Origin of the sequence: Catellatospora chokoriensis, assembly GCF_011297315.1 — a bacterium.
In the GTDB taxonomy this organism is placed as follows: Bacteria; Actinomycetota; Actinomycetes; order Mycobacteriales; family Micromonosporaceae; genus Catellatospora; species Catellatospora citrea.
Genome location: NZ_JAAOTI010000024.1, coordinates 128238 through 136921, shown reverse-complemented (window position 1 = coordinate 136921; position 8684 = coordinate 128238). Strand labels below are relative to the sequence as shown.

Genomic DNA, 8684 nt, shown 5'->3' with positions numbered 1-8684 from the left:
GTCGCCGGTGTTGGTGTCGGCGGTGAGTTGGTAGGTGGCGTTGGTGTTGAGGTCCCAGCTGCCGGTGGGTAGGTCGCCGGTGCTGGTGTTGGAGTCGCCGGCTATGCGGATGCTGTAGGTGCCGTTGCGGGCGTAGAGGGTGAAGCGGCCGTCGGTGCCGGTGCGGGTGGCGTAGGTTCCGCCGGTGGGGAAGCCGCCGATGAGTCTGAAGGTGACGTCGCCGGCGGGTGTTCCGGTGTGGTCCAGGATTCGGCCGGTCATGGTCGGTCCGGAGGGCAGGGTCGCGGTGATCGTCTGGTCTGCGGTCACGCTGACCGGTGTGGTCGTGATGGTCAGGAGATCGGGTCGGTTGGTGGGTGGGGTGATGTCGAGTTGTGTTCCTGCGGTGGGCCAGAGGGCGACGGTCGGGGTGGAGCCGTTGGCGGCGGTGAGGTTTGTGGGTGTGCTGGTTTTGCCGCTGGTGACGGGTAGGCCGAGCAGGGTGGTTAGGCCGCTGATGACGGGGTTGTTGTTGGAGGTTCTGACTTGGGCGTCGGGGACGGGTTGGCCGGTGGGGTCGGTGACGGTGACGGTGAGGTGTACGGGTTTGGGCAGGGTGATGTCGCCGGTGTTGGTGTCGGCGGTGAGTTGGTAGGTGGCGTTGGTGTTGAGGTCCCAGCTGCCGGTGGGTAGGTCGCCGGTGCTGGTGTTGGAGTCGCCGGCTATGCGGATGCTGTAGGTGCCGTTGCTGGCGTAGAGGGTGAAGCGGCCGTCGGTGCCGGTGCGGGTGGCGTAGGTTCCGCCGGTGGGGAAGCCGCCGATGAGTCTGAAGGTGACGTCGCCGGCGGGTGTTCCGGTGTGGTCCAGGATGCGGCCGGATAAGGTGCTGACGCCCTCCTGGATGAGGACCAGGTCCAGAGTCTGGTTGCCGGTGACCGAGAAGTTCGACCGAGTCACGGGCTGGTATGGGGCCGGCGGCGTGAACACGATGTCCCAGACGCCGTCCGGCACCTGCATGGCGTAGTCACCCTGGGAGTTGCTGCCTGCCGACGCCACCGAACCCGACGTGGATCCGGGCGGGTACGCGGCGACGGAGACGCCGACGACCGGCTGTCCGCCGGCGGTGATGTGGCCGGTAACCGACCAGGAGACCGCGAGCGCGGGTGTCGCGGTCGTGGCGACGGCGACGGCGCTCATCAGCACCATCACGAGTACGCGGTGCGCGATGCTGCGCACAGGTTTCGGACCGGGCATGGGGTGCATCTCCTCGCGACGCGGAGCGGCTGGCGGGCTGCGGCCCACCATGACTACGCAATGCGACCATCCCGTTGCTGCACTTCGACACCGTCGAAGTAGGCCGATACCGTCGCCCGTCGACTCGCGGGCGAGGGTGCCGACGGCGTGAATCATCGACGAACGTCCGTGGTGCTGGCGCGCACGGCCACGTCTGTCGATACGCGGGCTCGCACTGGGGAGGTGGATCGGCGGAACCGGTGAGGGTGAACGGGCACACCCTGCTGGCACCCGGTGTGTCGTGCCCGCCTGTCTGCGGAGGAGCGGCTGCGCCCGTCGCCGGGGATCGGCCGGGACGGGGGTTGCGTTGCCAAGCCGCTGATCGAGTTTATTTCGATCCGAGCCAGCTCCTTGGCCGCTTTCAGAGCAGTCCTTTATACGGACCGTGAACGTTGAGCAGTTTTATGAACAGCTGGGCAAATCAGACATCGACACCGAATAGGGCGAGGGCCAACAGGCATCACGGTGCCGCCATGGCGCCCAGCTGTCCAAGACTGTCCGAATTCCGCGGTGGTGATATTCGGAGGAGATGTGGTGGCCTAGGCTGCCCGGACCGTTACGGCGACGTGTCGGCTGAGCGGCATCGGTGCGATGTTCTCGACGAGGACTTTCAACTGTCCCGCGTTGGCGGTGAGGGTGTCGGTCGGCCTCGCGAACGGCTTGGGTCAGCGGGCACGCTTCGTGATTGCGCAGGTCGCCTGCATCACACGCCGCGAGCTAGCCGGTCGGCGATTGCGAGCGCTGCAGACCATGGAAAGGCGCTCCGACGAGCGGTTCCCGTGCCAGGTTCGTGTGGCTCCCACCCGTCGTGGGCACCGAGTAGTACGTACACCCGTTCGTCGCGAAGGGCAATGACCGAACGCTTGAACGGCACCCGAGCGGCTAGTGCGGAGTTGACGAAGGGCACAACGACGGTAGGCACGCCGCGGCCGATCAATTCAGCGGCCGACGTCAGCGCATAGTTGTCGGCTATGCCTGCGGCGAGCTTGTTGACGGTGTTGTACGTTGCAGGCGCGATGATCAATGCATCGGGGTCGGAGACGGTCCGCGTGCCTGACTGGTGGGTGAGCGGTCGGTAGTCGCTGCGGACATCTGCTGCCAGAGTCGACCCAGCCTGCTCGAGGAACGGCAGCGCAGCTTGGGTAGCGATCACTCCTATCTCCCAGTCGACATCATGAGCCATCGTGACCAGCTTTCCTAGATCGCTGGCCGGCCCCGCGCCGCAGGTAATGATGAGAAGGCTTCGGGTCATGTGCTGATCCCTGCGGCAGAGGCGAACTCGGTGGCGCGGGTTCGGACGGACGTGGGGGCGTGGGCGCATAGGTCCAGGACCAGGCGGTGTACCGTCGGGCGGCTTCTGACCTCTTGGGGAGCGATACGGCTGGCAGTTCGGAGTGCGGTTAGTGCCGCATCATGCCGACCCCACAGTGTGTATGCCTGGGCCACGTCCAGGAACAGTGAGACCTTTCGCTCGGCCAGTAGGAGCCGGTCTTGTCGGACGAGGCGAGCGAAACGGATCGCGTTACCGACATCGCCGAAGGTCAGGGCGATGTTCACACGGTGAAGTCCGACATTCGCGGGGCCGAATCCGGTCCACCGGGTGTTTCCTTCTTGGCCGAGTCGGGTGGCGGCGCGAGCGGCCTGCTCAAGAAGCCCTTCGGCGCTCTCCTTGACTCCTGACCGGGCGGCGGCGACAGCGCCTCTCAGCGCCAGAGCGCCGTAGACGGCTACGGCGTCCGGCGTGGCGAGCCTGGTCGCGGCGTCGAGGTCGATCACTGCTTGTTGGGCTAGGTGCATAGCGGGAGTGCTGTGCCCGTTGCTTGCCAGTGCGTGTGTCATGATCCGAGCGCTGGCACCGGAGGCGACGGGGTCTTCGCTGGCGGTGGCGTGACGTGAGCTGCGGTCAGCCGCCAGCAGTGCGGTGGCTTGGTCGCCGAGCTTGAGCAGGATGCTTGCGGTCACGTGGTAGGTGTCCGCGGCGAGTGCGTGTGCGCGTGCGGCATCTTCGGGCGCATCAGCTTGCGTGGCCGCTGCTAGCGACTGTAGGAGCGTCGGTAGATCGGCGAGCGCCTCGTCGTACTGGCACGCCTGATAGCGAGTCTTGGCGGCAGCCACCCGCCGTTCGAGCTCACCTAAGGTCGGAGGAGGTGTGGAGTCGTCACTGCGCCGTCCGACGCCGACCACCGCGTCGAGCAGCCTGGCGACGGAAGGGCCAGCGAGCGCAGCTGCTGCCGCTGGCAAGATGGCTCGTCGCTTCCAGTCGGGCCCGCAGGTCGCGTGATCGGTGCGCCCGGTGCGTGCGGCCGGGCCATGATCGGCATTCTGCCAGTTCATGAGGAGAACGCCACGAGCGTGAAGGACTCGGTCGAGAATTTCGACGATGCTGCGTGCCGGCCAGCGTTCAGCCTTCTCGTATTTGGCGAGCGTATCCGGGTGTAGCGGAACTTCGGCTGCCAGGCGCGCCAGCGACATTCCTGTGACCTGGCGCAATTCGCGTAGCGTCGCGCCGAATCGGGCTCGGGGCGATGCCTCGGGGTCGAGTGCACGCGGCTGCTGTGCCATGCCTCGAATAGTAGTCAGATGGTCGACGCGGGCCCGTGTCCTCGGACTGGCGTCATGCAGACGGCGACGATGTCTGCATGTTCGACGCCGAGGCGACAGCCGCTTGCGATATGTCGCTCCGGCGCACTCATGACCTCTCGGACAACGACGTGCCACAGCTTGAACGGCTTGGAAGCCGAGCGCCGTTCATCGCTTGATTAGCCGTTGCACGCGCCGGTTCGTGCGTGTTTTGGGTGCTGCACGGGAACTCGGTCGGCGTCTGAGGATGCAGACGAGGGTTTTGTCTGCGTGCCGGGTATCGACCTTGGTCATGCCGTCGCCGTCAATGGAGTGTGTGACCCTGCCGCGCTGTGCGTCCGCTCGTGGGACCGGTGCCGTGTTGCGACGGCTGTCGCGGTCAGGTGGTCGCTGATGTCGAGCGACATGTGGTCAAAGAATTGACCGGTCAACTCTTTGACTATATGGTCGCCGAGGTGGACGCGCACTCATCGGCCGACAACGGCACCGCAGATGACGTCAGTGATCGTGTCGAGACTAATCCGACCGATGAGGTGAGGGCAGCTGTCGACCGCTGCCTCGAGGCCGAGCGCACGTTGAAAGAGTTGCTGGTGTCCATCGACAGCAGCAAGGCGCTCACGCGTAACGAACTCGCCAGGCTGTGTGAACGATGGAGGTCTCGTCCAACCGTGTTGAAGCTTCTTGCCGGCGGCAGCTCCTGGGAGGATGAGCAGAGTGAGTAGCGGTAACCACGGACAGTTCGTCCACTTGCACGTTCACACGGAGTACTCGATCCTCGACGGTGCCGCCCGCATCAAGAAGATGATGAAGACTGCTCGTGAGTTGGGTATGCCCGCAGTGGCGATCACCGACCACGGCAACCTGCACGGACTGTACGAGTTCTTCAAGGCAGCCAAGGACGCGGAGCTCACGCCGGTGCTCGGCATCGAGGCGTACCTGGCGCCGGGTGATCGCAGTGTCCGCAAGCCGGTGCGGTGGGGTACGGCTGCTCAGAAGGACGATGACGTCTCCGGTTCGGGTCGTTACACGCACGCCACGATGTGGGCCGCGAACGCTGACGGGTTGCGGAACCTTATTCGGCTTTCGTCTCGGGCAGCGCAGGAGGGCATGTATGGCAAGCCGCGCATGGATGCCGAACTGCTCGGCGAGTACGCCACTGGCCTGATGGCCACGACCGGATGCCCGTCGGGCGAGGTTCAGACCCGGTTGCGGCTCGGTCAGGTCGATGAGGCGCTGGCGGCCGCTGGCCGTTACCGAGAAATCTTCGGGGCTGAGAACTACTTCCTCGAGCTGATGGATCACGGTCTCAGCATTGAGAAGCGGGTTCGTGATGGCCTCGTCGACATTGGCAAGAAGCTCGGCATCCGGCCGGTCGTGACCAACGACTCGCACTATGTCGTCGCCAGCGAGGCCACATCACACGACGCCCTGTTGTGCGTGCAGACCAACGCGCAGATCACCGACCAGAAGCGGTTTCGGTTCGACGGCAGCGGCTACTACCTGAAGTCGGCGCAGGAGATGTACGCGATCGACTCCTCCGACGTATGGCAGGAGGGCTGCGCGAACACCCTGCTCATCGCCGAGCGCGTCGACACCACCGGCATGTTCGCGTACCACAACCTGATGCCGCGGTTCGCGGTCCCGGACGGGCATACCGAGGCGAGCTACTTCGCCGAGCAGGTCTGGGAGGGCATGGCCCGCCGATTCCCGGGCGGGATACCAGATGCGCAGCGCAAGCAGGCCGAGTATGAGATCGGCGTCATCAACGACATGGGTTTCCCGGCATACTTCCTGGTCGTGTCGGACATGATCCGATGGGCCAAGCACAACGGGTACCCGGTCGGTCCTGGCCGCGGCTCTGCCGCCGGAGCGATCGTCGCCTACGCCCTGGACATCACCGACCTCGACCCTTTGCCTCACGGCCTGATCTTCGAGCGCTTCCTGAACCCCGAGCGGGTTTCCATGCCGGATATCGATACCGACTTCGACGAAGCCGGACGAGTCGCGGTGCTGGGGTACCTCACAGAGAAGTACGGCTCAGACAAGGTCGCGCAGATCGCGACGTACGGCACAATCAAGGCCAAGGCTGCGCTCAAGGATGCCGCGCGAGTCCTCGGGCACCCGTTCAGCGTCGGTGATCGCATCACCAAGGCGATGCCGCCGGCGGTCATGGGCAAGGACATTCCGCTTTCGGGAATCTTCGACGAGAGCCACCCGCGATACGTCGAGGCAGCCGAGTTCCGGGCGCTTCACGACAGCGACCCCATCGTCCAAGAGGTCGTCGGGGTCGCGAAGGGTCTGGAGGGACTGGTCCGCAGCACCGGCGTGCACGCTGCCGGTGTGCTGCTGTCATCCGAGCCGCTCATGGACCACATCCCGCTGATGGTCCGCGACGCCGACGGCGCGGTGATCACCCAATGGGAGTATCCGGTCTGTGAGGCCGTCGGTGCTCTCAAGATGGACCTTCTCGGCCTGCGCAACCTGACGATCATCGACAACGCTGTCCGGCACATCGAAGCCACGACTGGCCAGCGCATCGACCTGCTGTCACTGTCGCTGGACGATCCGAAGGCATACCAGCTGCTGGCCGCCGGTGACACCCTTGGCGTGTTCCAGCTCGACGGCGGGCCGATGCGGGCGCTGCTGCGGCTGATGCAGCCAGACAACTTCGAAGACATCTCGGCCGCTCTGGCGCTGTACCGGCCAGGACCCATGGGCGCCAACTCCCACACCAACTACGCGCTGCGTAAGACCGGCCAGCAAGAAGTCGTGGCGATCCATCCCGAGCTCGCCGAGCCCTTGAACGAGATTCTCGGCCCGACGCATGGCCTGATCGTCTACCAGGAGCAGGTGCAGCAGGCCGCGGTGAAGCTGGCCGGCTACAGCCTCGGCAAGGCCGACAACCTACGCAAGGCCATGGGCAAGAAGGTCAAGGCCGTCCTTGACAAAGAATTCGTGCCGTTCCGCGACGGTATGCGTACCAACGGGTACAGCGACGAAGCGATCCAGACGCTGTGGGACATCCTCGTTCCGTTCGCGGACTACGCCTTCAACAAGGCGCACACCGCGTCCTACGGGCTGGTGTCATACTGGACCGCTTATCTCAAGGCCAACTACCCGGCCGAATACATGGCCGCGCTTTTGACATCCGTCGGCGACGACAAAGACAAGATGGCCTCCTACCTCGGTGAATGTCGCCGAATGGCGCTGAAGGTGCTCCAGCCCGACGTCAACGAGTCGCTACTGGAGTTCGCCCCCGTGTCGGGCGACATCCGGTTCGGCCTCGGCGCTATCCAGAACATCGGCGCGAACGTCGTCAACGCGATCGTGCAGGCCCGCCGCGACAAGGGCGCCTTCGTATCCTTCGAGGACTTCCTGGCCAAGGTGCCGTTGGCCGTGTGTAACAAGCGAGTGGTGGAGTCGCTGGTCAAAGCGGGCGCATTCGACTCGCTTGGCCATACCCGCCGCGGGCTGCTGGGGGTGCACGAACAGGCCGTCGATGGCGTCACCGGCGTCAAGAAGCAGGAGGCAAACGGACAAGACGATCTGTTCGGACAGATGTTCGGCGCGGCGGACGGCGACCAACCTGCCGCCACCAAGATCGTCGGCCTGGATCTGAACAACATCGACTCCGTGGAGTGGGACCGAAAGACGCTGCTCGGCTTCGAAAGGGAAATGCTGGGTCTGTACGTGTCCAGCCATCCTCTTGCGGGTGCCGAGCGGGTCCTGCGCGCCAACAGCGAGATCAGCATCGCCGCCATCGAAGCCGACGAGTTGCCCGACCGCCACCAGGTCGTCATCGCCGGCATCCTGACGTCCGTCCAGCACAGAGTCACTAAGCAGGGAAAATCCTGGGCGTCCATGACGCTGGAAGATCTTGACGGCAACGTCGAGGTGCTGTGCTTTCCCAAAGCCTATGAGGTGTTCCGCCCCCACCTGGCCACCGACGCGATCATCGCGGTGAAGGGCAACGTGAACAGGCGCGACAGCGGCGCGGCAGTCTCGATGTCCGACATGAGCCTGATCTCCATCGGGGAAGACGACTTAGCCGAGAACCCGCCAGTAGTGCTGCACCTTTCCGCCGACCGGATCTTGGGCGACGACGAGTTCCACGACCAGCTACGTCAGATCGCCATCTCCTACCCGGGCAAGAGCCCGCTGTACCTGAACCTCAAACATGAGCGCGGCGTGTCGCGATGGGATCTCTGCGTCCAGGTAGCACCGTCGGTGCCATTCATGAGCGACATCAAGGCACTGGCCGGTCCAGGGGTCATTCGTTGACGATTCAGGTGAAGGCAGACGCAACCGCCTGCTGCTGCTGTGCGGGGGAGCTCTACCTGCTGGCGACACTGCCTCACCCGACCATGGCCGAGAGCTCGCGGCAGGTGCGACTCTGCCCGCGGTGCGACGCGGACAAAGGTGCCGCGCAGGGTCTGTTGTCATATTTCGCCGTCCACGGCAGCGCACGGGAAGGCGACTCTGACTTCCTCGCGCGGTTGATCAAAGAATGGTTGGACGCCGCGACCGCGGCTCGCTTCGAGGAATCAGGCTGGTCTGCCGACTATGAAATGTGGAAGTCCGGCGAGCTCTAGGCGGTGTTGCGCACTGGGCTAGAGCTCCGCCCTTCACCGATTGAGTTGGATGGCCCCTACCAGCCGCCTGCACAGATCTACGGCCCTTGTTCGGATCGCTACCGGTAGCACGTCGGATCGCTACCGGTAGCACGTCGGATCGCTTCAGGGGGCAGCTGAGTACGGCAAGGAGGGGCCTGTAGGTCGGCAAGCCCGGGCTGGTCACAGCTGCTGCGTCATCGCCACTCATGCGGCGCCATC

General features: G+C 64.8%; 6 protein-coding genes. 3 read left to right on the top strand and 3 right to left on the bottom strand.

Annotated elements, in window-relative coordinates; genetic code table 11:
* The 3 genes from HAV39_RS30550 to HAV39_RS30540 form a co-directional block, all read right to left on the bottom strand.
* Nucleotides 1-1233 (bottom strand): hypothetical protein (locus HAV39_RS30550; RefSeq protein WP_191842630.1); only part of this gene is annotated, 1233 nt, incomplete at its 3' end.
* Nucleotides 1234-1975: 742 nt separating this feature from the next.
* Nucleotides 1976-2524: a flavoprotein gene (locus HAV39_RS30545; RefSeq protein WP_191842629.1), complete on the bottom strand. Its 549-nt coding sequence runs from the start codon at nt 2522-2524 to the stop codon at nt 1976-1978.
* Nucleotides 2521-3834 (bottom strand): helix-turn-helix domain-containing protein, encoded by a 1314-nt coding sequence (locus HAV39_RS30540; protein WP_191842628.1) that lies wholly within the window; start codon nt 3832-3834, stop codon nt 2521-2523. Before HAV39_RS30540 ends, HAV39_RS30545 begins: the two co-directional genes overlap by 4 nt.
* A gap of 401 nt (nt 3835-4235) precedes the next feature.
* On the opposite strand from HAV39_RS30540, the gene HAV39_RS30535 reads away from it, so the two are divergent.
* From HAV39_RS30535 to HAV39_RS30525, 3 genes are read left to right on the top strand one after another with little or no spacing between them, the layout of a single operon-like run.
* Nucleotides 4236-4574 carry a hypothetical protein gene (locus HAV39_RS30535; protein WP_191842627.1) on the top strand — a complete coding sequence of 113 codons (339 nt, stop codon included), beginning with the start codon at nt 4236-4238 and terminating at the stop codon, nt 4572-4574.
* Nucleotides 4567-8133, top strand: coding sequence for a DNA polymerase III subunit alpha (gene dnaE / locus HAV39_RS30530; RefSeq protein WP_239120641.1), 3567 nt, complete (start codon nt 4567-4569; stop codon nt 8131-8133). Before HAV39_RS30535 ends, dnaE begins: the two co-directional genes overlap by 8 nt.
* Entirely contained in the window at nt 8130-8444 is a 315-nt protein-coding gene (locus HAV39_RS30525) for a DUF6300 family protein (RefSeq protein ID WP_191842625.1), read from the top strand. The genes dnaE and HAV39_RS30525 overlap by 4 nt, the downstream gene beginning before the upstream one ends.
* Nucleotides 8445-8684: the final 240 nt, after the last annotated feature.